Here is a 25,646-nt window from a genome sequence, read left to right as displayed (position 1 = left end):
ATTTTTTGATTTTAGTTCATTCAGATGTTCAAGTTGTGTGAATCGGCTTGTCGCGAAACCTGATCGCGCCGGCAAAAGTCAGCACTACAAAAAGCGTCAAAACAACGAGCTGTGTGAGTTTGAAAGGTGGCTCAGACTGAGTTGGCGCAAGAACTTTAAGAGCAGGCAACTTCTGGAAGGCCTGCACGACGGCGACGAACACATTTAAATAGAGCGCAACCATTGCAGTGATTGCATATATTTTGCGCCATACACCGTTGAGTTTTCGCGCATAGCGCGCGTGGATGGCAATTGCCAGGACCACGAGTGAGAGGATGCCAGCGGCATGGGACGGCATGAAGTGGTGGACCGAAAAGAAGAACCCGGTGATGCTTGTGGCCACAGTTGTTGTCAAGAAAAGCACTGTCCATCTGTCGAGCCGCTTTCCGGTGAACAGTCCGAACAGGACGGCTAAGCCTGAGAGGATGCCAGCAAAGCTTATCAGGACATGCACGAATGTGAGTATTGTCAGAAGCATAGTTAAATTCCTGTGGGTTCCTCGTCAGTGCCTTATGATCGCCAGGAGATTCTGCTTAACCTGTTCATGGCGGTCGTGAGCGATGAAGCGATAGCCTTGGGACGCAAAAAGAACATTTGGTCCTCGAATGCATCCGCACTTAGCGGCCGGCCGTGGCTGAAAACGACGGGTTCCTCCGAGGCCCAGTCCTTGTAATAAATGTGCGTGCCGTCTTTCGTAATGATTGTGCTCATGGCTTTGACCGGATTACTTCACGGGCGTATTCCCCGTCGTTACACAATGCGAGATTTCAGAAAGAAAAGGACAACTGCCCGTGAAGCTTTTTGATCGTCTCATTTTTGTGCACCTCTAAAATTGAACGGACGCCGTTAGCAAAAGCTTTCGTTCGGTCAGATTCTGGCGAAGACTTGTTCCTTGGGAAAACGCACTTTGCGGGCGATTGCGTAATTGTCAGTCGCAGAGCGATGTCCAAGCGTGACGATCACGGCGGTCGCAAAACCATTCGCCTTCAATCCAAGAATCTCATCGTATTGATCGCGATCAACCCCTTCCATCGGACACGCATCAATCCCCAGCAACGCGGCACTGGTCAGCAAATTGCCGAGCGCAATGTAGGCCTGATTGCGCGCCCAGGCATTGCGTGCGGCTTCGTCCATGTTTGTGACGATTCCACCAACCAGCATCGCGCGGAATGGAGTCAACGCTTCGACAGGAATGCCCTGAACTTCAGCAACATGTTTCAAGTGCGCGTCCACGTCGGCTTCGCTGAAATTATTTTTCGCGGCGAACACGACCAAATGCGAAGCATCAGTGATTTGCGGCTGGCCGTATGACGCAGGCAGAAGTTTTGTGCGGACAGATGGATCGGTTACGACAATAAATTTCCACGGTTGCAGGCCGCCGCTTGAAGGCGTCAACAGCAGCGCCGCTTCGAGTGCCGCCCAATCGCGCTCGTTGATTTTCCGGTTTGGATCGAACTGCTTGGTAGCGTAGCGCCAGTTCAGTTGAGTGATAAGTTGTTGGTGATTGATATTGCTCATGGCATTAACCGTTTTACTTCGCGGGCATATTACCCGTCCTTACACAATGCGAGATTTCAGAAGAAAAGGGGTAATTGCCCACGAAGATTTTTAATCACCGCAAATTTGTGAAGCTTCAGAATTGATCAGACACCGTTAGGTATAACGGAAATCACGGCCGTAATTGCAGTCAACCGGCCGCGGAATTTAGCCGCCCGATTTCTGTTTCAGGGGGTTCTAACTTAGTTGGGCCGCTTTCTGGAAATGCGAAAGGGGGGATAACTCAACCGACTTGCTTTAAGTCCTTACCAAAACTCGTTGTCAGGATTTGGCAGTGTCGCGTTTGAAATGTTGGTTGGGAAAAGGAAATTCGCCACGTGAGCGTCACCAAACAACGTGGGAAAAAGAGGCTTACCCAGAAAATTGTGCCACGCACTTTGCGCCATTATTAGGGTCGCGGCCATACCAGGGGAAATCGCTCAAAATAACTTTCGTCGTCGGCGCCTTGGCAATCTCTGAGGATTTGATGGGCCCTTGGTCGTTAGCGCCAGGATTGGATGTCGACCAATATTCGGACTCTCCACCAACATGCTTCACTCCGGCGTTGTCGAACCAAAAGGCCATGTAATAACTGATGCCGTATGCATCCCAACAGGAGTTGACGCTTGGATACGCCGCATCTCCATGGTCCGCAGGACAACGAAAAACGTTCAGACTGTTGCCAGCATGTTGATTCAACGGCCGATTGGTCTGATTCACATGACCCCCATTTGGAGCTACCGCCCGCCCCATATTCCGGATCGCCGGGTTTTAACGTGGAGGTTTGCCCACCATAAGCCACCCATTTAATCCATGCCGGGTAATAATCCGAATTGTCATCGGCATAAAGTGCCAGTGCCATGCCCTGTTGCTTTGTGTTGTTAATGCAAATAGTCAGACGAGCTTTACTTTTCGCTCGGGCCAATGCCGACAACAACATAGCTGCAAGAATTGCCATGATGGCGATCACCACAAGCAACTCAATCAAGGTAAAAGCTCTTCTCCTCAAATACGTGAGTCATACTGATGATTTTTTCATTGAGCCTTCATCCGACAAAATCTCTGCAGGCCTGATATTGAGCTGGTATAAGGACGGGTTACGCCAATCACATCACTGTAAGCGTGGCTGCTCGAAACAATAACCATGACAAAACTCTCATGTATGGAAATAATGCCGGCAGGCGGTTCTCAAAGTTCCCCAGGGGTTCAAAGCTTTCATTTATTAATTGGAATCCTCTGCGGAAAATCAGCTGGACTTGGTGATCTCGCTGAAAATCCAGGTGCGAGCGAATGTCCAATAATTTTTTACCGTGGAAACAGAAATGCCCAGGACCCCCGCGATTTCCTCGTTGGTCATCCCGGCGAAATAGCGCAGCTTGACCACCTCACTCTGAACTGGAAACTGCTTTGCGAGATCATCCAAAACTTCATGCACGGCCAGCAGTTGCCGGTCGGTGTCCGGGACTGATAACACCTGTTCGTTCATGTCAATTCGCTCGCATTCGCCACCGTGCCGCCGGGTAAGTTTACGACGCGCACGGTCAATGAGGATACGGCGCATGGCCTCGGCGGCGGCAGAGAAGAAGTGAGCGCGATTTTCAAATTTTGGGTTTTTGGTGCCCATCAATCGCAACCACGCCTCATGCACTAATGCAGTGGCCTGAAGTGTCTGCCTGGGCGCTTCCTTCGCCATCTTGCTGGCTGCGAGCAACCGCAATTCCTCATAGACGAGATCGAGTAGCTTTTCAGCAGCCTCGGGTTCGCCTTGCTCGAGAGCAGTCAACGGTAGTGTGGCGTCGCTCATGGTTTCATTTAACAACTGCGCTTGCGCTGAGCGTATCAGGATTACATTTCTCAGCTACCAATTTGATTTTAATATTCTGCTATGGCCTGACCGCGTTGTTTCCAGATGCCGGTTCAGGGTTAATTAGAGATGTAGCTTCGTTCATCAATACTTGAGAGAAAATCCAACCCTGCCAGTCGTCTCCTAAATCGTCACAGCCACGTTTGGGTAATTGATCTTGCATAAGTTCCAATCCTTTGGCCAACGCGGCTTTTGCCGCGTCATTCTGTTTGACTTGAAAATGCGCCATTGCCAAAACGGGATAGGCCTCAGCTTGAGCGTATAAGTATTCTGGTCCCTTCAGGGATTTCTGCGCGCATTCAATGGCGTTGGCAAAATGCCCCTGCCGATATTCCGCCAGCGCTTTGCTACATTGAAAGAAGGGCATTGCGGCCTCGTCCTTTCCGGCTATGACAGCGGTATCCGCCATTTCACTGACCAACCGCAAATCCACTCCTGAAGCTGGGAGAAGGAGGCAATCTTTGGCCATCCGGTCGGCAACGAACGGGTCGGATGTACCGGCAAAGTCCTTGAGGATGTTCTGGCAGAGGAGTTGATATTGCCCTTGGTCGCGTGTTTCGGCCAGCAGTGGTGCTTGCATGTGATAGTAACGAGAGTCTGTGGGATGGTATCTTAGAGCCAAGGCCATATCGGCCGCAGCCTCTTTCCAGCGGCTTCGTCGAGCAAGGTATTCCGCACGCACCACCAGACAACGAGCACTCTGCGCTGTGGAGACAAAATCCGGAGTAAGAAACTCGGTCAGTAATTGGTCTATCGCGGCGTACTTCTTCTCACCCATAAGGACCTGTAATAGGGAATGGAGTGCCTGGGCGACTTCGTAATGCTCGTCGCCGTAAACCTTTCGCGCCAATTCGAACACTTCGCGGTCCGCAGCTTCCGCCTCGGCAAGCTTTCCACGGGATTCCAGCGTCAAACCGAGTTTTCGATACGTTTTAACGTATTCAGGATGCTCCTTGGCCAGGAATTTGCCTTCAACGGAAAGCGCGTAACGCAGCAGTGTTTCGGCGTTGGCGACCTTGTCTTGCTTTCGGAAGAGGAAGGCGAGATCGCTCAATCCGACCGCCACGTTCAGGTGGTCGTGTCCGACGAGTTTGGATTGTTTATCCAGCGCTTCGCGGTAGCAGGACTCCGCCTCGTCGCATTTGCCTTCATTGAACAACACCAATCCCAGGTTGATCAGCGAGACGGCCACCAGCGGGTGTCCCTCATCGAGAAGTTTACGCCGTATCGCCAAAGCCTGTCGCGCCATGGCTTCAGCCTCCCCGTTCTTGCCTTGCAGTCGCAGAATGATTCCATTGGAGTCGAGTGAATCAGCGACGTCGAGATTTTCCTCTCCGAGCAGCTTTCGTCGTGTCGACAGAGCTTCCCGGCTTAATGTTTCTGCTTCGGCTGTTTTATCTTCCTCCAGCAATACACGCGACAGTTCGTTGAGTGAGGTGGCGACATCCGTGTTTTCGCTGCCGAAGTTCTTGCGCCGCGCCTTCAAAGCTTCGCGAAAAGCGGCCTCAGCCTCCGCAAGTTTGCCTTCCTGCCGAAGCAAAATGGCCAAGCCGTTGAGCGCTGTAGCCGTCTCGGCATTCTCCTCACCGTACAATTGTTTGTAGGTTGCCAGAGCGCCGCGTTGCATGGCCTCAGCCTTGTTAAAGAGCGCAAGCTCGCCATAAACATTGCCAATTCTGGTTCGCAACTCGGCCTCGACTGCCGGCTGATTTGTGAGCTGCGTGCCAACTCGCTCGGCTGATCTGTCCAGGATCTCCCGCAACATTGTCGTATCCCGGCCGAGGGCAACCGACGGTCCAACGCCTTGCAGCATGTCCTCGAGAAATTTCGTGACTTGCCGGCTCTTGGCCACTTCAGTTTGAGCCTTTGCCTTGTCGGCATCGGACTCGCGACGCGCCTGCCGTTCTTTGGCGAGCGACGCCGAAACGATAATCAAGCACGTGACGAAAAGCCCTGCGATGACCCCAATGCCGATGAACAGCAATTTGTTGCGAAGCACGGTCTTTTGAAATTTGTAAAGCGAGCTCGGTGGGCGCGCTGAGACGGGATCGTTGGCCAGAAATCGTTCAATGTCGAGCGCGAGACCGTTGGCCGTTTCATAGCGACGCGTACGGTCTTTCTCCAAGATCTTCATGACAATCCAGTCCAGATCTCCGCGAACCGTGCGAATCAACGTGGGCGGCTCGGAACAGCGGTGTTGCGCCACCGTTGTCAAATCTGCCTCAGTCATTTTGCTTAAATGTGTGGAAGGCCGAAGGGGCTCCTGCTCACGGATTACACGCCGGACTTCGTCAAGGCCAGCCTTGAGTAGTTCGCCAGCATCGAACGGTGTGGCACCGGTCAACAACTCGTAAAGCAGAACCCCCAAGCTATAAATGTCAGAGCGCGTGTCCACGTCCACGCTGGTCAGTGCCGCCTGTTCGGGGCTCATATAGGCAGGTGTGCCAATGAGCATCTCGAACGCCGTGAATAGCGTCTTGTCCGTTAATCGCTGGTTCGTGGTGGCTTTGGCAATTCCAAAATCAATCACCACCGGCAACGCCGCACCTTCCAGGCTGGTGGTCACCAATATGTTGGAAGGCTTGAGGTCCCGATGGATGATTCCCTTTTGATGCGCGTGTTGAATCGCCTGACACACCTGGATGAAAAGTTTCAACCGCTCCTCGGTTGTCAGCGACTTTTGATCGCAGTATTCCGTGATTTTGATACCACGGACAAGTTCCATGACGAAATATGGCCGACCGGATTCCGTCGCACCCGCATCGAATACCTTGGCGATGTTTGGGTGATCCATCAACGCGAGCGCCTGTCGCTCGGCTTCAAACCGGGCGATCACGCTTTTGGTGTCCATGCCCGGCTTGATGATTTTCAGGGCGATCCGACGACGAACCGGCTCCTCCTGTTCGGCCATGTAAACCACGCCGCAGCCGCCTTCGCCAATTTGTTGCAACAATTTATAGCGGCCAATACGATCGCCTGGTTTCTCGCCGACAGAAGCCCCCGATCTGGCTTCCATCTCAGGCTTCTGGGGGGATTGCTCCAGAAAATCGCCGATCCGATCATGCGCTTGTAGCAGCACTTCAACTCGCTGGCGCAGTTCCCTGTCACTGCCGCAAGCACGGTCCAAATATGCCCCTCGTTGGCCGGCAGGCAACTGGACGGCTTCTGTAAAGACAGCCACGTCAGGATTAGGGGAATCATTCATTACGTCATGCGAATCATCCCCTCCATGATTTTGCAAATCAAACGGAAAGGTATCGATTGCGAGCCTTTTATTTTCATTAAATCGCTCTTCTGGAACTTCATTCTGAAAATTGCGGCCAGTGAGGCCATAAATACAAGGCGAGATTTAATGGTTAAAAGGACAAAAGGATTGTGGAAATTTATGAGCCGCCGTCGTATTAACAAAAACAAAGCCCAGAGATGCAGAGTAGTTGGGGTCACTTACTGCACGATCAGGCTCGTCGGCGGGGAAACCAGTATTGCCGCAGGGAAACGAGGAGTGGTTAAAAGTCGTAAACTGAATCGCCCCCCCGAGTTACCTATTCAGTGTGTGGTGAGCGAGTCAAAAAACCTCCACGCCACATACGTCGCTTTCATCCAGAGAGTTCCGCCTGAGAGCGTTCGCACGTGGCGAATCCAATCAATGAATCGCCCAGCAGCATAATTAGTCGAAATCTCCCAGCCGCAATTCCTCCCGGCATTCCATCACCTTTCCCCGGCTCGTCTGGGCAAAAGTAACCCTTTTACCCAGCTCACTGGCCTCGTTGACAAAGTGAATTTTCATCCGGGTGCTACTGGCATCCAAAAGCGACTCCTCGCAATCCAGCTTGATACCACCCTGCCCAAGGAAGCAGCGAATATTCTTTCGTAGTTCCGGGCCTTTCTCGCCAAAGGCTCCCTCCCTGCCTACGCCCACTGTCCAGACCGGGTGAATAATCCATGGACTCCACGTAATAGACCAAGGCTCCGGCAGTCGTAAAAAGGCCACAAATGCGATGATGTATATCTGTCCAGAAAGGAATCCCCTGCTCCCACATGAACTCCTTCACCATCCAATCGTCCCCTTCCGAACACCCTTGTGAGATTGGGCCTTTCATTTGGCACCTCCAGCCAGGCTGGTCACCTGCTCCTCCCCGGTGGCACCTTCCACAGCTGTGGCTGCCAGGGGAGATTCCATATGGAGTTTGGGAAACTGCACGGGGATCACGTTACTCTGCCGATAGCTTTTTTTCGTAATCCTCCAGTGCGGGCACCTTGACTTGTACTGAACACGCACGAATCATCGTATGCCAGAGATTTTCTCTGGCAATGGAACCCGCGAACCCTCCAAAACTATTGAAGCCCAAGCATTCAAAACTTGGAGGCGAGGGTCGGAATTGACCTGGTTGCGCACCAATTATTGAGGAATTTGCCTTGTTTTCAGCAACAATCAAGCTATTCCCGACTTAATCAAAACGTATCCATTTTAATCCTTTTACTCACAGTTTTACACACACTTTGAAAAGTACAATTCTTAAAAAAATCATCGGCAAGGTAGAGCGAACCTAGGAGGATCTCTGACGGTAATGTCTATGAGGATAGCAATCGTCCTTTCAAGTCTATGATGGTCGGTGCCAGCGGCTATTTATTAAAGATGACGCCAGCAGCCTAGTTGCTTAGAGCTATTCGTGAGGTGTTCGTTGGCGGATCCCCATGAAGCCATCCTCGGAACTGGAAAGGCTTACGTTACAAGGAAATGGTTGATAATCTCGGAATCAGCACCGGGACCCTGCGCAGCTACATTCCTAACATCTTCGAAAAACTGCATTTTCACTGCCGCAGGGAAACGGTGGTAAAAATACCAAATAGCTCAGCGGTTTTCCTGGGCTGAGCTTCCGGGCACCTCCGCTTCCAGGTCTTTAATAATTTTGGAAACTGTCGGCCTACGCAATCCCTGGTGACGGAGGTCTGCCAGAATGGCTGGCCGAGACTGCCGGGTTGTGGAAGCGAACGTAGTTACACTATTGCTGGAATACACAAAAGGAGCCCGTAACTGCCTTACCTTTTGCGGAGTTCAGTGCGCTGCGCTTGTGCGCTGAACCATCCATGCATTATCATGCTGCGAAGTGAAGGTGGTAGAGCTGCATAAATTCACCTTGAGGATAGGTGCCTTGGTGGTTTCGTCCTGCCATTTGTGCATCTCTGCGTGACCGTCGGCAAAGGAAAAACCACAAGCCCCATCATGATATGATGCTGGCACGTCTTCCCAGGGAGCCCAATGCGCTAACAAGTTCGCATAATGACAATGCATGGTGCTAAGGGACTTTCGTGTAGGGTGGTTTTTATTCCAGGATTGGAGGAACACATGTTGCCCGGTTCTAAGCGACTCCATATCCTGGTCTCGTGCTTGAGGCAGCACGCCTCCTAAGAATCAGATGTTTCGAATCTTGTCCGCCGTTTCGTTCGGCAGTCGGACGACTGTCCAATGTTCATCGGCTGGCCGCTTCTGAAACCATTGACTCGCTGTCATTCGGATATACCCCGAAGGCCCTTTTTGATAGGAATTAAATTCATGGATCCAGCCGTCCAAGAGCAAGGCAATGTGGTGGGATACCCATACCAGGAAGAGGCCCGAATCAAGCGAAGCCGTATACTGACCAATCTGCGCCTGCTTGGCGGCATCCACCAGTTTTATGGACCCTGGACGATGGGAAGAATCGAGTAGTGCTGCCAACAGCCACGCCGGCAGATCGATCAAAGGAACGCCCACGGGCTTCGTTACGCCCGACAAGGCGTGAGATTTGCCAGCATGGTTGATGACGACGTATCCTGATGCCGGATTAGTCTGGGAATGGATGCCGACTGCCCCGCCAGCCAATGGAACCGGCTTTTCAAGTTCCGCCAAACGCATTTCAGCTGCCACGCCACCCAGGATTCCAGTCAAAGCCCAATTGCTTTTAATGGAATTTTTCCCGTAACTAAAATCCGGCGCGAGCATCGACAGGACAAAGGTGGTGCAGTCCATTCCCCGCGCCTGCGGATTTGTTTCGAATTTGCCATCGTATCTGAACCAAGCAAATTTCTCCGCTGACGCTGCGACCAGAGTCAATGTGCGCCCATACTTATCATTGGGCGGATCAAAATAATAGATAATGGGCTTTAACTCGCTTGCCGCCGACAACTTGAGCGGAATTGGAACCGGCCGGGCCGGACATGCCAAAGACACTGCCTTCGCGTCAGCGCTATCCACGTGAACCACGCCTCCCCTACTCAGCACGGCCTTGCATTGAATGGTCATCGCCAACTCGGAAGCGCGTGACTGGTACAACGAAAGGATGTGGCGCAACAGCAAATCCAGATCTTCCGCATACAGATTGCCTGCAGTACTGTACTTGGTGATGTCAAGCACCCGGCTTGAGTCCTGGCTCGCAACCGACAAATCCTCGTTCAGGTTGGGATTTCCCAGGACCAACAAAACCAAGTCGGTCGGTTCCTTGGTTCCGGACCACTGCAATTGATACCCTCCGTCGTTGATCCTGGCGGGTTTGATTTTCACGCTGACCTTATGACTGGCCTGGGTAGAAGAACGATTTTTGCCCTCCTTGGACCCGCTGCCGGCATTGGCTTGGTGCGGCGCCGCCGTGTGGCATCTCGCCAGTTGTTGTACCGTCGAGCAGTGAATCATGCCTGGCGGGCTGCTATCGGTGATCGCCTGCACAGAGGAAAGCAGCGGTGTGCTGCGACCGACGACCATCGGCCGGGCAAATCCCGCAGTCACAGAGGTAACAGTGGTGCAAGGTTTCAAGCCGGGACCGACTTGAGTGCACTTGTCATCAAATGGCGCCCCGATCAAACCGGACAGGCAAATCACCGCCTGCCCGTTTATTTTGAACGACGGTTTTCCGCGCCCCTTGAGCTGCACCGTGCCGCCGTGAGGGCACATCAATATGGAATCTTCAGTCAGGAAGTTCATTGTTCCTTGCCTTCCAAATCGCTTCAGCTCAGCCTACAGTCACCTCACCCTTGAAGGCAGCCGCCTTGGCAACCTCCATCTGGCCCTGGATCTCAACCCTGGGACTTTTGACCTCAGCATCGGAGGGAGCTACCAATCGCGCCTTGCCCCCCGCCAGCCGCAGTCGAGCTCCATCCGACTGAGCCGCTGACGGACCAAAATCGATCTGCGTCGCGGCACAGGCAATATCGGCTGAACTGTCGCCCTCCTCCCATTGATTACGGCGCTCGTGCAGCGCGCCAACAATCACCGGCAGGGCGCCATCAACAATCTGGACCAATACCAAGTCACCGACCCGCAACCGGGTGTAAAGCGCCACTTCGTTCTCACGCACAAAACCCGGAACGACACGCGCCGCCTTGAGCAGCGCGTCGGCGGGCTTCATGGACCAATTGGCCGCCTCGGTGAGCTCGGCTTCCAGGTTCTTAAGAGCTCCGGCAGCGGGGGGCTTGAGCCCAAAGAGCCTTTCATTTTGTTTGGCCGGCACCTGGGCGCATTCCGCCAGCAGGATCCTTGGCGGCAGCGGCGCATGCGCAGGCCTTTGGGCTCGTGGATCGTCCACTAACATCAATCGCACCGTGCAGTTCCATTGGTTGTTTTCGTTCGCGATTTTGATTTCAATCTCGCGGCAGAAGGCGGTCGCACCACCGTTGGCCAGGCGGACCGAAATGGGCCGCTTCGGAAAGCTGGCTCCCCTAGGCAATGCGATATTCCTGCCTTGTGTGTCCAGCAACTGACCCATGAGCAGATTGAGATCGGCGTCAATGAGTTGACCCAGCGATTGCTTCAGGATGCAGCCGTCCTCCGGGCCTTCGCGGGCATCCAGAGACCAACTCCCAGCCAATGGCAGCACGAGGTTTTCGCTTTTCTCGTTGGGCAAATGAAAACGAAAGCGCCAACGATCCTGCCTGGAAGCGTCGTTGAGCATCTCCGCGGCAACGCCGGCCAAAGTCGGCAGCCGTTCACCCAGCCAGCCGATCAGCCGCTGTTCCGTGGCACAGGGTGACTCGCCTACCGGCAACATGAGGCAGGCTCCTCGCGGCCAGGCACCGTCCTCGTAACTGGCGCTACCTTCCATGGGTGCGTCCAAGCCATTGGGTTGTTGCCAACAATGGGCCAGGTTCAGGCGGCGCGCGGCTTCCAGCACTTTTTCCTGTTCCCCGCGCTGGATCAGTTGCAACTGGGTTGGCGGTATTGGAAGCGCAGGGCCGATGGTCGTCAATACCAGCCGGTCGTCCCGGTGATGGATGGGTTGCAATGGGCCGATGTCCACACCACCAACCGACCAGCTCAATCGTGACGCGGGTTGCAACTGCTCCTGGGTAAACGAGTTTACTCCAAGCACATTATAACCAGGATAAGACCCGAGCCGCAGCCGGATGATTGCCTCCTTCAGCGGTGCGATTTTCCCGTCTGAGAATTTGAGTTGCATGCCGGGATGTTACATCAAGGCTGGGGGAACGCCTTGCTGGCTGGGCGCTCCCAACTTCCAGGCGCTGAGGCCTTCGAATACAGCTTCATCGGCTTGAAGTTTTGATTCTTTTTTACCAAAGGACATGGTGTCCCGGAGCGATTGGTGACCAAGCAACCGGTCGTAAGGGAAGGACCTGTCATAGGCGCTTTTCGCCAAGTCTCGCAAGGATTCCGTTCCTAGATGGAGAAATGCCCCCTGGGCAAGCCAGATGGCGCCACAAGCCTCTGCCACCTGATTCCCGCCTTCGACAGTAGCGCCAAAAAACACGACGTCTTTACGACTGGACCGGCGTCCGTCGTTCAAAATGATTTGGTTGATAGGACTACCGGGCTGTGCCGTTTGGCCCGCGCCATCCAAAGTTGTGGGCGCGAAAGCCTCTGACACCCGCTTAAACAGCGATCCCGCCTGATTCTTGTCGCCATCCGAAGCTCTTGCCGGACCGGCAAACTGCACCTCCTCAAAGTATTTTTGTTTGTTCCATTTCAAGTACGCATGTGAAAGCAGCATGATTTTATTGTTCTTGCTGTCCTCTAAACAACCATTCCACGCATAATTTTGGGGGTCGCTCTTTCCCCAGACAGAAAGGACTCCACTTTTGGCGTAAAAGCCACGGTAGTGCCTGCGCCGATGCCGCTAAAACCAAAGGATGGTCTTCGCAGATTGAACCGTGTGTTGTGCAAATGAAGGTTCAAGATTAACCCCGGTCAAGTCAAGCGTAGCGCCGCCCGAATTGGCAGGCGTGATCTGGATGCTTCCAGATTCACGCAGGTCTTCTTTGGTCCAGGTGCTGAACGCCTCGGTACTGGCTTGGTCCATGCTGAACTCCACCACAAAGACAAGGCGCTGATAGTAAGCCACAGCGCTTCGATACCCGTTTCCGTCGGGATTGCTGAAGGAGAACGGCAAGGCTAGGTACCAACCGACTATCGGCGCGTCGTTGATTCTGGCGTTTTTATGATTGAAATTGTAAGGCATAGGTTGTGTTAGTTTTAGATTGTTGGCCAAATACGTTGCAACTTGTTGAGGGGGTAAATTTTATTGGCAGCCTGCCATTGAATGTTCTGGAGGTTGACCTGATCGATCGAATCAAATGCTACGCCATTCTGCCGATACCCCGCGGTGACTAACTCTGCTCTTGGCTGGCATGAAACTGCGGCCTGCACCACAGGTCCTGGAATGGGTGCGCCCCCTTCTAGACGATCAAACATTCCTGCTGTAAGAATCCGGCTTTCCAGCAAGTGCGATCCTACCAGTAATGGTGCGAGCGCCGCGTAATAGGAATCCTTTTGCGTGGAGCTGAGTAAAGTAACACCGAATAACTTCTGAATTTTAGGGGTCACGTCCTTCTTCAATTCCATGAGTTCGACCAATTCCATGCCCGATAGGTAGCACAGCAAATCAACCGGGTCCCAAGGCGCGCCGTCAACGGAACTCGACAGCGTCGCGACCAGGAGTGACGGAACATTCTTCGCGTCCGGTGGTGGTGGATTAACAAAGTAAATGGGATAGGAGGCGCAGAAGGTGGATTTTTTACCTGCCTGCACAATGCCGGCAATAACCGTATCTGTATCCGAGTTGAGCTTCGCCAAGGCCCCATCGTGGTGGGCATGCGCTTCCTTGGTGAGCCACAAATAGGCGGGCGGTTCCTCGCAATTATTGGGATTCCTCGAATCATATTTGGATACACAAGCCAAGGAGCCTGTTGCCTGGTCCGAAACGTGGTCCGCCAGAGTCTCATTGAAGACCGTGATGCGGCTTCCCTTTTTCCCCTTATGCATTTCGATGAGCCGCTGGACCTGCGTCACTTCCACCAGGTAATCCTTGGCGTCCATCAGGCTAAAGGCAAGGTCCTGCCAATACTTCACACGCTCAGTCAGCTCCGCCTTGGCTAAGTCTGCATCCTTGGGAAGAGGGTAAATTTCGTGCAGCGCGACTCCCTTGACACCGCAGTCCAGTTGTTCACCCGGTTGCGCCATCAATTGCCGTTTATCAGGTGATTCCCAACCCGGCACAGCGCCAATGGCCGTAACCATTTCCAGCAGGATGGGCACACTCAAGCTGGTATCATATTGGCCCAAGGGCGACATTTCCGGTTTAGCTCCCAGCAACATCTCCGCAAACAACAGGGCTCGCAGGTTGCCGCGCTCCGGCGCCAAGGTGGCGCCTTTCTCGGCCAGCGCGTTGACGATGTTCGTGCGCAGGTTGTCGAAATCGGCCCGATCGCTGACGACTTCCTGGATGGCCGCAGCCCTGTCCGGTTGAGCTCGCAGTTGTTCCGGGGAGTAGCCACCGATCAAGTCCTCGTAAGCCTGCCTGGACCTGGCCTCCTGCTCCGCGTCCGTCGACGAGGGAGGTGTGGCCGACCCGGCTGGTTCTTGAGGAGATGAAACTTCCGCGGACGCTTTTGGTTTTTCCACGCTGGCGACGCTGACGGTTTGCGTCAAGGTCGCCGCGGCTGATTGCCCCTGTGTCTTTGGGGCCGAGACCTGTTTCTGTTCCAGTTTGGGATCGGGTATCCCGACAATGGAGCCGGCGACCACAAGCGTCATGCCGGGACTAATAGTGTCCAGCGACCGGGCATAGTGCTCCCGGGCGCGTGTGAATTGCCGGATGATGGCGTCTTTGCGTTGGTCGATGCCGGCGCTGAGCGCGGCGTCCTCCACGGTCGCCCACCCCTTGTTGTAGGCGGCCCGGAACGCGTCCGCCAATTCGACACCTTTGAGGTCGCGATTGAGCCCCGCCAATACCGTACCCCACAGTTTATGGGCGCTGCCCTTGGCCTCCTTGGCAGTCCCCGCCAGCGTATCGTAAGTGAGGGCCTCATTCCCGTAGAGATCTTCAAATGGCCGGTACCCCTCGCGAATCTCCTCAATGAGCCGACTCATTTCCAGGAAGATGTCGTGACCTTCCTTGATCCCCCAGGCTTTCAGCCGGTCAAACCGTTCCAAGGCGGCCTTCTTGAGATCATCGGCAGTGTACTCCTGTTTCGGATTTCGAGCTAACTCCGTCTTTAATGTCCCGCGGCGGCTCAAGGCCTGGTAGAACTTGATCAGCGATCTTCCTTCCTCCCCAGCGTGGCTTTCCGCAAATTGCCTTGCCAGTTCCTCTTTTTCCTGCTCGTAGGTTTGCTGGTCTTCCTTCCTTTTTTCCGCAGGCAGGATGGCGATGCCCGTCTTGCCGGCGTACAACTGGGCGTGCAATTTCGGGGCGATACCTTGTTCGGTGGTTTCCTTTCCCGCCACTTTTCCGAAAAACCAGACAATGATGAACGCCAGAAGCGGTTCGCAACACACCAGGCGATACACTTCGTTGGCGTGGCCCGTGTAATCCCGAAACAAATCATCGATGGACTGGTCGGGCAGCAAACATGCCTGGATTTCACCGTTCACATCCTTGGCACGGATGGCATCGAGGGACATCCTGCCCGCGAATGTGGTGAGCATCTTTCCCATCCCGTCCGCCAACTCTTTTGAAATAGGCTTTAGCTCGGGACGTTTTCCGAAGATCTCCTGGAGCGATTTTAGCCTATCTTCCATGGGCGGAGGGGAGGGATCACGCATCCAGGCGAGCAAAGGGCGGTTGATTTCCGGCGCAAACAAAGCTTCCCGCAGGACGTCTCCCGTCACACCCGGCTGGCCTTCCAGTTGGGCCTGGCTCCAGTAGAGCGCCGCCAACGTTAGGGCCTGGTCGAACTTGGGATTCCAATACGGACGCAGGCCATCCAAGTGATCCAGCAAATCCTTGAACAAGGAGCCACCGATTTGGCGCGCATCGCCCCCCTTCTCAAATGCGGCGATCAACGGTTTTGCGTCAGCCAGGGAAATGGTTTTGTTCCACTCCGGCAGCGCCGAGGCGGGCGCGCTGATGCCAAAGGTTCCCATGAATTTTCCATTGATCACGGTCGTCTTCCGGCCGTAGACCAGTTCGAAACCGATTGCCTTGAAGGCGACCTCGCGGTTCATTTCGTTGGGGATTACAACCCGTCTGTTGTCAGGGCGGGAAAGCGAGAACTTGCCGAGCACGCCGATGTGCCTTAGGGAATTATTGAGTGTGGGCATAGGATTTGGGGTTTTGGGTTAGCTTCAAAACCTGTCGGGGATATCATCTCCCTGCAGGCGGTTGATTTCCTCCTGGGACGCGCGGAGGCGTTCTTCCTTGGTCAGTTTGGCCAGGGTTTGCTCCGAAAAACCGCGGGCCTTCCACTGGTCGTAAATTCGCTCGGCCTGGCGCATTAGGCTGATTTCCCAGAGTGTCCGCACGTCGCGGGCATTGCCAAAGCGCTCCTCCAGGCGCTGGCGGCGTTCGACGAGGGCGCTGATGACGCGGGTGGCTGCCTCATCTTCCATGACAAAACGGCGTTCCGCCGCGAATCGGCGAAAGATTTCAACCAGTTCCTCGTTGGAGTAATCCGGGAAGTCCAGGTTGCGATTGAAACGGGAGGCCAATCCCGGGTTGGCGCCCAGAAAACGTTCCATTTCCTTGCGATAACCGGCCACGATCACCACCAGGTTCCCGCGCATGTCTTCCATGGCCTTGACGAGGGTATCAATGGCCCGTTGACCAAAATCCTGCTGGCTGTCCGTCGCGAGGCTGTAGGCCTCGTCAATGAACAGGACGCTGCCACGCGATTTGCGGATGATTTCCTCCGTCTTGGCTTCGGTCGCTCCAATTACGGAGCCAACCAGCCCGGCGCGATCCGTTTCCACGAGTTCGCCCTTGGACAGGAAACCAAATTCACGATAGATCCGGGCAAGGATGCGCGCGACACTGGTCTTGCCCGTGCCGGGATTGCCGTGAAAAATCTGGTGCAGGGCAATCCTCTGGGTAGGCGTGCCGTCCTGCTGATGCCAGCGCTCAACCATCAAATATTTGTGCAACCGCCGCACTTCGGACTTCACCTCTTCGAGGCCGACCAGCGCATCGAGTTCCTCCTGCCAGTGCCGTTCGGGCTCTGTGCTCGTCCGGGCTGGGGCGATGGTCTTTGAGGGCCAAGCCTGGGTACCATCGAAATGCCCTACCCCCAGGCGGTTCTCGGCGAAAAGATCTCTTACCAAAGGGAGCGTCCAATCCACAGGAGAGGCTTCACCTGAAGCGATCCAGCGAAGGAAGCGATCCTGCATTTGTTCCGGGGCACCGCCGTCTCGCTCGTATTCCCTCAAGCCGCTGCCGATCTCCGCAATTTGGGTGATATTGAAACCAGACTCGATTGGTTCCGCGCCAACCTTGGTCAAAACCCGGCGCTCCAATTCGCTCCCGAGCACTGGAAGCAGCGGTTCCTGCCGGTAACTGCTATCTCTCTTGGCCAAGGCCAGGCACAGGCGAGTTATATGTGCCCAGGTAAAGGGTTCGCGCAATCCCTCCACCTTTCCTCTCAGGCTTTGGAGAAATTCCTGCGGGCTCATGGATTTTGAAATCGGGGTGGTCATGGCAGGTCAAATTGGTAAACTTGCTGGCCCGGGCGCCTGGTGCCCAGACGAAAGGATTTGATGGGGGTTTTTCCCAACACGCAGCGGGGACGGTATTCCCAGCGCTCCAGGCGAGTGGCAAATGGCTTCTGGTAGAGGGCATCATGAAATTGCCAATGCCACCCGGTTGACAACGCGTTCCAGGAAAACGGCTCATCGCGATCTTCGACCGGGGCCACTAGGCCGGCTGGCCAGTCCTGTTCCGGCCAGGGAACTGATTTCACCAAGTCTAATAAGCCGGCTTCCGTTACATTTTTCTCCCAATCATCCCGGTCCATGTCCTGGAGACAAGCTGGTACAGACGGCAGCACGACGCGCACCGGCGAGCGGGGCAGAACATGACGCGCAGAAAGAAAACAGGCTACCTCCCCCGGGACAATCGATTTTTCCGTCCCGCGCCCCGGCAGGGAAAGAAAGCCATCGATCGCTGATTCCACGTCCATATTGGCGGCATTGGCCGAATCGGCCAGGCATTGTTGCCATGTGATTCTTTTATCATCCTTGGTTTTCTCATCCTCCAGGAGCATCCCAAGCCTTTTCCAAGTCAGTTCGCTCTCTAGGAGGGTAATGGATTTCCTGCCGGCAAAAACTTCGCGAACGTTCTTGAAATTATTGGGCGGGACAGAACGTTGACTTTCCGAAGCGTCGCTGGGACGGCAATCCAGGCCGGCCTTTCTGCAGGCGAAACCAGCCAGCCATTCCTGAAAAAACGTCAGCCTACCTGTTTGCAACCAAATCCATTTGGGTTCAGCCGAATCCGCCGTGGCCGGGAAGCCTTCCAGTCGAAATTCACCATTCAAGCCATCCAGGATGAGAAACCACAGGGGATTCGGCTCGTCGGCGTTTGGACCAAATACCAGCCGCTGAACGGCCGATGCCGACCTAGCTCCACGCAATTGCCGCGCCGCCTCCAAATAGAATTGTACGCGCAAATTGTCCGCACTTGGAAATTCCGGCACCAGATCGAGAATGGCGTCGTCATTCTTCAATACGTGCTGCCAAAATTTGTTTTGTCCGCTTCCCTGGTTGGCCGGCTCTTTCTGGTTGCACTCGCAGCGGAGGTGAAGCGGGGATATCCAGCCGGCTGCATTTCCAGGTAGATCCTGCATCGCGAACTCAAACGTCGCCTCATCCTGAATCCCACCAGCCTCCGCTTGGGGCGCTAGCTTGTAGAGCCCTCCCGAGGCAAGCTGCAGGTGATTGGTCCACGCCGGATCAAGACGCCAAACCGATTTGTCTTCCTGGAAGGACAGGGCAATTGAGTTTGGAAAATCGAAGCTGCCCGGGCGCACAAACCAAATCCAGTTTGAAACTTCGTCAAAAAGGGATCCGGGCTGAGGACATGTATATCGCCTGTACGCCCTGTTCCCCTGGCATGCCTGCGCAGGCTCGTCTTGATCCGGGCCTTCCCAGCACTTTTTGACATCCGGATCGTTTTGCAGGTCCAATGAGGTCCGCCAGGCGAACCAGCCGCCCTGCGGGAATTTCACCGAATTCCCCGTCGGTGGGCGCAGAACAAGATGGAAGGCCGTGGTTATCACGTGGGTTAAGGATTAGGAATCATGTCGATGAGTTTAGGGGTGAGATTGTCCAACCTCTCTTCCAACTGCTCCAGCTTGGAAACTACGTCACTAAAGTCCACTGTCTTATGCTCTTCAATACTGGACGAGGCCTTTTTGAGATCATCATCATCAACGCTCTTCAGCTGCTCTTTAATCCCACCTAGTTCTTGTTGGGCAGCATCAGCATCTTGGTTGTTCTTGCTTTTTTTATGCTTGTCTAAAAGATGCTTGCATTCTTTGCAGCGATTGTTCAGACGCTTGGAAATCCCTTTCAGGGTTTTAAGTTTGTCGGATTGCTGAATGTTGTTGGAGGAAGCGAGCGCTTTGACTACGTCCTGGTAAGCTTCCCGAGCCCCTTCCATATCCTCTTTTGCGGTTTCGCTGTAGCTCCTCGCTTCCGATACTCGATTAGCGGCTGTGAAGGCTGCGTTGTTGGCCTTGCTAACAGCTTCAACCACTTGGTTCGTCAGCGGTTCAACCGAAGTCAACCAAGTTTTGAGGCTCTGCAAGCGGGTATTGTCTGTCTGCCAAGCATTGCTGATCCTCGTATCCAAACCATGTACTTCGTTCGATGCGTTCGCGGCATAGTTGGCTGCGTGCTGAGCATACGTATGGGCGTTTTCCTGATGTGACTTCGCTTCGCGGGCGCTTTTTGCAGCGTCCTTTACGTCAGCTTGTAATTTATTGGGAATGGGCACAGGAACAAACTTGGACAGGCCGGCGGTCACAACCACAGCGGCTGCTGCTGTCCACCAATACGTCCCAAGCCTGGGCTTGGCGTAAACCGGCTTCTGCCTTTCTGTTTTCAGGCCTGCAACCGAGTCCTCAAGTTTCTTGAACTCCGTAATAAGGGCGTCCAAATCATGCTGCAATTGGGCCGTCTTGCCGGTTGCGGGTTCCTTCTTTCCCGCCGGGGGCTGGGAAGCCGAAGTTTTCATGGTCGCCAACGCCTCCTCCAGACGTTTGATGGACCTGGCCAGGTCTTCGAGCCGGTCATTGTCTCGCGGGTTTCGAGACATCCTATCTAAGTCGGCAATTTTCTGGTCGAGAATCCCAACATCGCCCTGCAGAGTTTTGTTGGCGGAAATAAGCTGGCTAATCTTCAGGTCCAGGGCCTTCAGCTCATTCGACCGGATGATGTCGCCCCGGACAGCCGCGGGTTCGCTGGGTTTGGTGGCAGCCGTTATGGTCGGGGATGGCTTCGGCTGGGCTGCAACAGCGGCCGGCATTTCCGTCGCCGCCCCGCGGGCGTATAATTGCTCCACCAGTTGCCGCGCATCCTCCAACGGAGTTGTAGGCAAATCCAGTTTCCAGGCCGTTGGGTCTCGCTGCCTCAAGCAAACCGCAGCCAATGCGGGCTTGGCCCAGTCGAGGTCGGAGCCATTACAGAAAGCAAAGGTAAAAAGCGTGCAGGCCTTTCTTTTTTCCCCGGGCAAGGCGGCGAACGCCAGTTCCATCAATCGCCTTACCTGGGCATCGGCGGACGGCAGCTTGAGGATTTGGGATTGGCCCTTCAACAACGGCGTAACGATGCGTGCGATCATCTCCTTTTCCTCTGATGAGAGGGAGAGATCGGAGCGCGCTGGGGGAAGCTTCCCTGTGGCCGGCGGACACTGAACATTATGTTGCGGATTTTCAATGAAGCTCGCGGCAAACTCAAAAAAACCGCCGGCCTCCACTGCGAACGGATCGAAGTTGAATGCCTGGTAATCGTCCTCTGTCAGGGCGATGACCAAACGCGCCGGTTGATCGGCTTTCGCCACCATCACCACCTTCCAAACCAGGAACATCTCTTTCTGTTCGCGCGAAGCCCAATGTCCACACTCCCAGTCACCGATGCGGACATCAATTGGCTTCGAACCAAAGCAGTTCAGCAACAGCTTGGAAGCCTCGGTGTCCAGAGTTTCCGGAAACCGCAACGCTGACTCCTGCATTTTTTGGAAATCAGGACCTTGGGTCAATCGACCATAGATGCGCGATGGGAATTTCCTCATGACCGGTATCAAGACCTAGCTTTTTAAAACAAGATACTTCGTCTCATTGGTGAATTTGATACCTAGTGCAGTGCTTAACTCTTTTTTATAGTTTTTCATCTCGGCATCGCTGTCCACCCCGGGCGGCAGTGGCAGTTTCAGGACCTCGTTTCCTGGCGGCGTCTCAACGAGACGTCCTTGCAGCGCTGCGAGCGGCTCCGCCAGGTTTCCCAGTGCCACGATGCGCTCCCCGGCACTTTTGAGTAAATCATCTCTCCAGTCGCCGGCCAAGTCGATCCGTTGTTTCGGATTCTTCTTGGAATCAAGAATACGGTCCCTCTGTTTTCTTCCCTCCACTTTGGGTGGGCTCGAATTTTGATCTGTGTTGGCCACCGATGGTCTGGAGTCGAGCGGCAGCGTCAATTCCGCCAATGACATTCCCAAATCCTCGGCTCCGTCCTCGTGTTCTTCCTGTTCCAGGCGGCAGTGGGCCTCATACAGGTTCACAGCCATTTGATCGAGCAAGTTGCCGAGCTCCTTTTCTTTCGTTTCCTTTTGAGCCTTATGGTCACTTTCGAACACAGTTTTCATTTTTCGCATGAATTTTGGTTCTTGTTTTTCCTTGTCGATGGTCTTTGAGAGCAAATCCACTTCCTCCAGCAAAGCCTTTGCCTTTTCCAAATGTGCGTTGATAACGGAAACCTGGTTCTTGACTTCGGTCAACTGTCCGTACGCCTTCTCCAACGATTCGGTCAAATACTGTTGCAGCTTGAGCTCGTACGCCGGTCGCATTATTTGCATGCTCCATTCGGCGACTTTGAGCGGCATCTTCGGATCGTAGCTCTTTTTGGCCAGCTCCTGATTCGCCGAAGTGAGGAAGACCTGGAAATGACTCGCCTTCTGAATGACCGCTTCCAGGAAGGGGCGCAAACTATTGAAAAGCTCCCAGAGCCTTTTCTGCACCTCACGGTTGCAGTTCACGACCGGGTTTCGGCGCAAACAATCGAGTATGCAGTCAACCGCGTTGGACTTTGACTTCGCCAGTTCCTCCAGGCTGAAATTATCCGGCAACAACTTCAATTCCTCAGGGGTAGTGGCAAGATAGACGTCAGGGCCAAGAATCTTATCCGCCTTATTGATCACCAGAGCCACCGGGACTTTGGACCCTTTTGCTGAACTCTTGGTTCCGAACCTATTGAGCAAAACCCGGTACCAGGCACCTATCCTGTCCGCGTTAATTGGCTCAATCAGTTTGCCGTCGTTGCCTGGCGCGGAAGTGTAATCCTTCAGGTAACGGTCATCCAACATGAACCAAAGGATCTGGGTTTTTGTTAGCAAGGCCACCAAATCCTTATTTGGTCTTGCGTCCTCAAGTTCGGCATCCCCGCCTTTGTAATCGGTGATGCGGAGTGGAATGACAATCTCCTTGGCCCCGAGGTCCAAGTTGGCGGGAGGATTGCGCAAATAAGTGAATTTGGCGTCGAGTTGTTCCTGGCCGGGAGTATCGGAATTTCCACCTTGCTCCAGGGTCTTTTCTATCTTGTTGACATAATGCAACGTATTGGGCTCAAACTGGATTTGCCGGTGTAGCAAGACCGAGCTTTCGCGTGCACTAGGTTGTAACGATTTGTAGATTGAATAAAAAAAGCTGGTCTTCCCGATGCGAGTGCTTCCAATGGCCAGGAAATCCACGGGCGAAAGCACATTATACCCGTCCACCGGCGATGCCACTTTATATTCGTTTTCCATCAGCTTGAGGGAGGGCAGTACACTGTCCGGCTGTTTGCGAATTCGGGCGGGGGAATCCTCCAGCCACTGCCATTGTTTGAACAAGTGCGCGGCAAATTTCCTGAGGTCGAGATCGGCCTTTGGCTGGTTAACCCAATGCAGGAGCGTGGCCTCGATGGGGAACGGGATGGAATCCGTGTCACGGTCAATGATCGTAGTGGTGGAGGAGATTCCCCGGGCGTCGGTGCGCGACAATTCCTGTAATTCCAAACGCGCGGCCGGCACACTGGCGGTAGAGGATTGTTGTGGCATTCGCGCACGACGACGCTCGCGCCACAGGCACAGGTGCAAGAGGTCGGTGGCGGTCAAGGGCGTGCTCGGGTCGAGGGCCTGAAGGTCAAAGGCGTAGATGTCCTCGTTCAATAAGGGCTTGCACATGATATGCAGCAGGAACTCCTTGGTGGAAAGGGTGTAGTCTTCATCGCCCGAAGCCCCGGTCAATGAGACAAGTTGGTTCGCCGTTTCGTGAGTATGGCGCTCGATGGCGGAGAGGTTGGTTTGCTTGCGCTCCTCCGCCCATTCCGTATAAAGCTCGCGATTGTTGATGCGAATACTAAAACCGCGGGTGCTCGAGAGCGCGAGGTCCGCCACCAGGGACGTCAGTGAATCCGAAGTTTTGAGCAGGTTAATCCAAATTTCCAGGTCAACACAGAGATCGGCTTGAATGGCCGGGGCAATTTGGCGCGTGCCCGTATGGGCATCCAGTTGGTCGAAATACCGGCGCAGCTTAACAAACATTTGATGGGAACAAGGCTGGATCGGGCTTTTTGGCTTTCTTTCTTCAAGTTCCTTCCTCAAGTCCTCCCCATCTTGTTGAAATTCCTTCCCGACTTGAGTCACGACGACATTGTTGGTTTGGCTCATACTACAAGTTCTTTCCTTTCGATGTAAGTTGGCTGGCAAGGCTTGGCGCGTACAAAAACGGTGAGTCTTTTGCTGGTTAGGTCCTTCGACTTCAGTATCTTGCCCCGATCCGAAAATGTGAATTGGTAAGGTGGACCTCCATTCATTGGTTTGACCTGTTCCAACACAAACCTGAAAGCGTCAGGAATCTGCTCAAACGACACTTCCGTGGGATGGGCCTTCACCCACCAATTTGGGCTGGCGATGATTTCCGCGAAGCTAAGCCCGATAACCAGGGAGCCATCCCCCATAAGCTCACCAATGGAGTCATTTAGTTTAATCTCCAGAATCCAGAACGTCGGAAGCGTGGAATCCCTGATTTGGATGGTATGCCCGATTTCTGTAGGTGCCAGATCCGGCACATCTGCCAGTTGCCTGACTAATGCCTGAAAGGCACTTGCCTGCTGGTTCAAGGCCTCACTTAACGGGGCAAGGTCTGATTCAGTTGGCGCCGCAAGTTCGCCGTTATTCCGCCAGTTTACGCTGTTAAGCAGGTTGGGTATCAATTCGCTTGTATCCCGGCGCACACCGGTCAGAAAAAGCCTGGCGGCATCGATAAATTGACGGGTGGCATGGCGATCCAGAGTGCCGGCAAAACGGGTGGCATGAAAACGTGAAAGGATCAATTGCGTCAGTACCGTTCTTTTACGTGATTGGGCGGTGCGGTCCTGGCATTCATTTTCAATCATCTTGGGGAGCGCTTTTGACAGGGAGTCCACTGACTTGCTCATCCCTTGGACGGCGTTCTCGCATTTGTGCTGAAAACGGGAACAACTGCCCACAAACATGCAACCAGGGATGAACGAATCGTCTGTTTTCCAACGCTCTGCCTCTCTTTTGATTCTTCCAATTGCAAAAGTGTGGGGAGACTTGGCGGGGTCGGTGGTGACCGCCAGGTCAGGCCAATAGCAGGCCGGCAATCCCTTGGTGCCGGGGGGCATTTCCTTGGGCTGCGCGGAGCCGGGCTCGGGGTGGAACACATGAACCAGATTCCACTCTGCATTGTCCCGCCAGCCAGCCAGTGAGAGGTTTACCTTGCGACGGGTTCGGTTAAATAAAACGCGGCCAGAGGCCGTCACGGCGCGAAACGGACCGATGATCAACTCAACCGAGTCCTGGCCGTCAGGGTTGGGCTCGGATACAAGCGGGACTTCATTGATGGCAGATTCTCCAGCGGCCGTGATAAGGCCGCCTCCGTCGAACGCTTGCCAACCAACCGCGAGACCATCCTCCACCCACTCTTCCAATGCCCAAAAATGATTAGCAGATAATGGATCGTCATCCCGCCAAATTACCTTTTGCGCCTTCAGCATTTCCCACATCCCTTGGGTTCCCGGTTTCTGCACCTCTGGTTAACCTTCCTCTTAGCCAATCTGCACTATGTGAAAAACGCGTAAAAGACCCCGCAATCCACACGAACTGCCTGGCATTAGAAGCGGCCACGAAAGACATCCCAGATAACTCGGGTATTCATCTCTCGATTTTTCCTTTTGTCAAACTATCTTTTAGCTCCTTGTCCATTCCTTGCCTATAACGATTGCGCCTCAGCCGAGAAAGCTAAGAGAGACGAAAGTTTACGTTACTCGTGATCCGGTTCTGTGGCTGGCGTCTCGAGTTGTGCCTTACATTAGCGCAGCAGCAAAGAAGACCGCTGGTTCAAAGGCCTATGTTGCGGTTGCATATTTCGGCGAGGGCGCAAGCCATCTGCTCCCTTTGAACAAAGGGGCTACCCTCGTTGTAAACATCGCCGCCCAACTCGCCATTTTGGTTAAGACCCATGCCCCATAAGCTGCCATCGTTCATCAGAAACAGGCTGTGAAAAGCTCCACTGGCGATCGAGGTGACGTTGCTCCCCACAATCTGCTCGGGCTGATTGATACCGTAGGGAGCGTTCACAGTGTAAGTTCCATCCCTTAGCTCACCATAATAATTTCCGCCTGTCGCCCACAGGCTGCCGTCGCTCTTGAGAAACAGGCTGTGGAAGCTGCCTGGAAACACGTTCCAATGCCAGCAAGCTTGTCTCCTGAGCAACGCCAACAACTTCATCG

18 protein-coding genes and 3 pseudogenes are annotated in these 25,646 nt (G+C 54.1%); 2 read left to right on the top strand and 19 right to left on the bottom strand.

Translation table 11 applies throughout. From position 1 onward, the window contains the following. Nucleotides 1-28: 28 nt before the first annotated feature. From CFLAV_RS01535 to CFLAV_RS01495, 8 genes and pseudogenes are all read right to left on the bottom strand, one after another. The gene (locus CFLAV_RS01535; protein ID WP_007412820.1) at nucleotides 29-517 is read right to left on the bottom strand and encodes a hypothetical protein; all 489 of its coding nucleotides are present in this window, start codon (nucleotides 515-517) and stop codon (nucleotides 29-31) included. A 69-nt stretch (nucleotides 518-586) separates the two neighbouring features. Continuing rightward, a pseudogene (locus CFLAV_RS36315) lies at nucleotides 587-750 on the bottom strand (alpha/beta fold hydrolase); the annotation flags it as partial. Nucleotides 751-906: 156 nt separating this feature from the next. Continuing rightward, nucleotides 907-1,557: an NAD(P)H-dependent oxidoreductase gene (locus tag CFLAV_RS01525; RefSeq protein ID WP_007412818.1), complete on the bottom strand. Its 651-nt coding sequence runs from the start codon at nucleotides 1,555-1,557 to the stop codon at nucleotides 907-909. A 390-nt stretch (nucleotides 1,558-1,947) separates the two neighbouring features. Further along, nucleotides 1,948-2,328 carry a hypothetical protein gene (locus CFLAV_RS36310; RefSeq protein WP_007412816.1) on the bottom strand — a complete coding sequence of 127 codons (381 nt, stop codon included), beginning with the start codon at nucleotides 2,326-2,328 and terminating at the stop codon, nucleotides 1,948-1,950. Nucleotides 2,329-2,515: 187 nt separating this feature from the next. Next, nucleotides 2,516-2,584 (bottom strand): annotated as a pseudogene (locus tag CFLAV_RS37790) (prepilin-type N-terminal cleavage/methylation domain-containing protein); the annotation flags it as partial. 237 nt (nucleotides 2,585-2,821) lie between these two features. Beyond that, nucleotides 2,822-3,379, bottom strand: a complete 558-nt coding sequence (locus CFLAV_RS01510; RefSeq protein WP_007412815.1) for a sigma-70 family RNA polymerase sigma factor — start codon at nucleotides 3,377-3,379, stop codon at nucleotides 2,822-2,824. A 79-nt stretch (nucleotides 3,380-3,458) separates the two neighbouring features. Continuing rightward, entirely contained in the window at nucleotides 3,459-6,644 is a 3,186-nt protein-coding gene (locus CFLAV_RS31570) for a serine/threonine-protein kinase (RefSeq protein WP_007412814.1), read from the bottom strand. Nucleotides 6,645-7,106: 462 nt separating this feature from the next. Beyond that, nucleotides 7,107-7,430, bottom strand: coding sequence for a hypothetical protein (locus tag CFLAV_RS01495; protein ID WP_150107217.1), 324 nt, complete (start codon nucleotides 7,428-7,430; stop codon nucleotides 7,107-7,109). A gap of 738 nt (nucleotides 7,431-8,168) precedes the next feature. Between CFLAV_RS01495 and CFLAV_RS37515 the strand changes: the two are divergent. Continuing rightward, nucleotides 8,169-8,312 (top strand): annotated as a pseudogene (locus CFLAV_RS37515) (hypothetical protein); the annotation flags it as partial. A 408-nt stretch (nucleotides 8,313-8,720) separates the two neighbouring features. Further along, on the top strand, nucleotides 8,721-8,849 hold the full coding sequence (locus CFLAV_RS37785) for a hypothetical protein (RefSeq protein WP_150107216.1): 129 nt from the start codon (nucleotides 8,721-8,723) through the stop codon (nucleotides 8,847-8,849). A gap of 3 nt (nucleotides 8,850-8,852) precedes the next feature. Here the strand turns inward: CFLAV_RS37785 and CFLAV_RS01480 are convergent, their stop codons facing one another. The 11 genes from CFLAV_RS01480 to CFLAV_RS01430 form a co-directional block, all read right to left on the bottom strand. Further along, complete coding sequence (locus tag CFLAV_RS01480; protein ID WP_007412809.1) at nucleotides 8,853-10,394, bottom strand: hypothetical protein; 1,542 nt, start codon at nucleotides 10,392-10,394, stop codon at nucleotides 8,853-8,855. Nucleotides 10,395-10,422: 28 nt separating this feature from the next. Next, a complete protein-coding gene (locus tag CFLAV_RS01475; RefSeq protein WP_007412808.1) occupies nucleotides 10,423-11,865 on the bottom strand; it encodes a hypothetical protein in 1,443 nt (480 codons plus the stop codon). A 9-nt stretch (nucleotides 11,866-11,874) separates the two neighbouring features. Further along, a complete protein-coding gene (locus tag CFLAV_RS01470) occupies nucleotides 11,875-12,414 on the bottom strand; it encodes a hypothetical protein (protein WP_007412807.1) in 540 nt (179 codons plus the stop codon). A gap of 126 nt (nucleotides 12,415-12,540) precedes the next feature. Next, nucleotides 12,541-12,882: a hypothetical protein gene (locus CFLAV_RS01465; RefSeq protein ID WP_007412806.1), complete on the bottom strand. Its 342-nt coding sequence runs from the start codon at nucleotides 12,880-12,882 to the stop codon at nucleotides 12,541-12,543. Between the two features lie 14 nt (nucleotides 12,883-12,896). Then, the gene (locus CFLAV_RS01460; protein ID WP_007412805.1) at nucleotides 12,897-15,965 is read right to left on the bottom strand and encodes a hypothetical protein; all 3,069 of its coding nucleotides are present in this window, start codon (nucleotides 15,963-15,965) and stop codon (nucleotides 12,897-12,899) included. Between the two features lie 24 nt (nucleotides 15,966-15,989). Then, a complete protein-coding gene (locus tag CFLAV_RS31565) occupies nucleotides 15,990-17,333 on the bottom strand; it encodes an AAA family ATPase (protein WP_007412804.1) in 1,344 nt (447 codons plus the stop codon). Next, nucleotides 17,330-18,913 (bottom strand): hypothetical protein, encoded by a 1,584-nt coding sequence (locus CFLAV_RS01450; protein ID WP_007412803.1) that lies wholly within the window; start codon nucleotides 18,911-18,913, stop codon nucleotides 17,330-17,332. Before CFLAV_RS01450 ends, CFLAV_RS31565 begins: the two co-directional genes overlap by 4 nt. Before the next feature lie 5 nt (nucleotides 18,914-18,918). Further along, nucleotides 18,919-20,928: a hypothetical protein gene (locus CFLAV_RS01445; RefSeq protein ID WP_007412802.1), complete on the bottom strand. Its 2,010-nt coding sequence runs from the start codon at nucleotides 20,926-20,928 to the stop codon at nucleotides 18,919-18,921. A gap of 15 nt (nucleotides 20,929-20,943) precedes the next feature. Beyond that, nucleotides 20,944-23,559, bottom strand: a complete 2,616-nt coding sequence (locus tag CFLAV_RS01440; RefSeq protein ID WP_007412801.1) for a hypothetical protein — start codon at nucleotides 23,557-23,559, stop codon at nucleotides 20,944-20,946. After that, nucleotides 23,556-24,944 carry a hypothetical protein gene (locus CFLAV_RS01435; protein ID WP_160164446.1) on the bottom strand — a complete coding sequence of 463 codons (1,389 nt, stop codon included), beginning with the start codon at nucleotides 24,942-24,944 and terminating at the stop codon, nucleotides 23,556-23,558. The genes CFLAV_RS01440 and CFLAV_RS01435 overlap by 4 nt, the downstream gene beginning before the upstream one ends. Nucleotides 24,945-25,254: 310 nt before the next feature. Further along, on the bottom strand, nucleotides 25,255-25,644 hold the full coding sequence (locus tag CFLAV_RS01430; RefSeq protein WP_007412799.1) for an RCC1 domain-containing protein: 390 nt from the start codon (nucleotides 25,642-25,644) through the stop codon (nucleotides 25,255-25,257). Nucleotides 25,645-25,646 lie beyond the last annotated feature (2 nt).

Source organism: Pedosphaera parvula Ellin514, assembly GCF_000172555.1.
GTDB lineage: Bacteria > Verrucomicrobiota > Verrucomicrobiia > Limisphaerales > Pedosphaeraceae > Pedosphaera.
The sequence above is the reverse complement of the archived record's forward strand: the minus strand, read 5'-3'. Positions and strand labels throughout refer to the sequence as shown.